This is a genomic window from Nocardioides sp. YIM 152588, from assembly GCF_040191335.1.
In the GTDB taxonomy this organism is placed as follows: Bacteria; Actinomycetota; Actinomycetes; order Propionibacteriales; family Nocardioidaceae; genus Nocardioides.
In genome coordinates this window covers 1-1,546 of the sequence record NZ_JBEGDJ010000111.1, presented here as the reverse complement: position 1 = coordinate 1,546, position 1,546 = coordinate 1, and the positions used below count along the sequence as shown (strand labels likewise).

Below are 1,546 nucleotides of genomic sequence, written 5' to 3'. Positions count from 1 at the left end.
GCCGATGGTACTGCAACCGAGAGGCTGTGGGAGAGTAGGACGCCGCCGGACAAACATTCCCCAGAGGGCCATCACCACACGGTGATGGCCCTCTGGCATTTTTCATGCCGCACCGTTCTCATCGGGCACGCTCCTCTCGAGCTGACGGCGCCCGCGGTACCCGTAACCGAGCCAGGCCCCGACCCCGCCGCCGGCCGCGGCGATCAGCACCGGCTGCATGGCGGTCCCGATCCATGCTCCGGCCTGCGGGAGGCGATGGGCGACGGCGCCGACGATGTCGTCCTCCCGCGGAGTCCACGGGTCCGCCGCGTCCTGGTTGTCGCCCTGCGTCGTGAATCCTGCTGACTGGTCGCCGCCGATGAGGCGATGGACGATGCGTGCCCCGGACCCTTCACCGGGCTGGCCGCGTGGGATGTCGTAGACGGCGACCTGTCCCACGTCGTAGCGCGGACGCTCGGTGACGACGAGAAGGTCGCCGGGCTCGAAGCTTGGGTACATCGAGGTGCCGGAGACGACGACCAGGGAGGTCGTGCCGCCCAGCGCCGGCGGACGGAGCCACAGGAACCAACCCGCGAGCACGGTGCCGAGCAGGATCCAGCCCGTGATGTCTCGCACGCGGCGCATGTGTCCCCCTTCGTTCCGGTGGACCGGCCCTGCCGGCGGACCGCCGCGGCGGTCCGCCGGCAGGGGAGCGGTGTGAAGGCTCAGCCCTCGATCCAGACCTTGACGTCGTGGATCGCGTCCGCGCTCGGGTAGGTCGTGCCGAGCGAGAAGCTCTCGGAGGCCGCGTCGATCGTCGTCGACATGGTGGCGCCACCGTTCACCTTGACGAAGAGGTCCTTGCCGAAGCACGCGCCGGCGATGCCGGAGACGCGGACCGAACGCACGCTGTTGTCGTCGGTCTCGAGACCCCAGTGGACCTCGACCCCATCGGGATCGCACGACGTCCCGGTCTGGCCGTACTGGATGGTTCCGCCCTGGATGTCGAGGGCGGAGGCCGAGGCGAATCCGATCGTGCCGAGGGCGACGGCGGAGACGGCGGCGACTGCCGCACGCTTGAGCTGCATGGTGGAGTTCCTCCTGGAATCGTTGTCTTCTCTGACGTGGGGGATTCCGGAGCCCGAGCTCTCCCGGGGACCCTGGTGGTCGGGCGGTCGGCCGCGCCAGGGGTGCACGGCGAGGTACCGCGTGTTGGGGAGCCGGCTTACCCCGAGTTGGGTAGCCCCTGCCGCCGCGGACGACCCGCGGTGGCTGGGGCGGCACTCCGGTTGACAACGGCACCTGGAGCGGGGGTAGACGTACCCGATTCTCGGGCTGCGCGGGCTCGATCGGACGCTCGCATCTAGCAGCGTGGCGGGTCCCGTACCTAGTTGCCGGCGCGGTGGGCTTGGACACCGTCGGAAGGGGCCTTCTGATTTGTGTGTAGGCCGCGGGATGCGTAATGTTCTCTTTGTCGCCGGGTGCGGCGGGAGGCAAGACGCCGGTCTGGCGGAGGGCTTCCGGCTCCGGTGGCCGCTTCTGGGTCTTGAATCTTCTGGGTTCGGGG

At 69.5% G+C, this 1,546-nt stretch carries 2 protein-coding genes; both read right to left on the bottom strand.

Annotated elements, in window-relative coordinates; genetic code table 11:
- Positions 1-102: 102 nt before the first annotated feature.
- The gene (locus ABLM29_RS22250) at positions 103-624 is read right to left on the bottom strand and encodes a S24/S26 family peptidase (protein WP_349716836.1); all 522 of its coding nucleotides are present in this window, start codon (positions 622-624) and stop codon (positions 103-105) included.
- Positions 625-704: 80 nt separating this feature from the next.
- The gene (locus ABLM29_RS22245) at positions 705-1,067 is read right to left on the bottom strand and encodes a hypothetical protein (protein ID WP_349716835.1); all 363 of its coding nucleotides are present in this window, start codon (positions 1,065-1,067) and stop codon (positions 705-707) included.
- Positions 1,068-1,546: the final 479 nt, after the last annotated feature.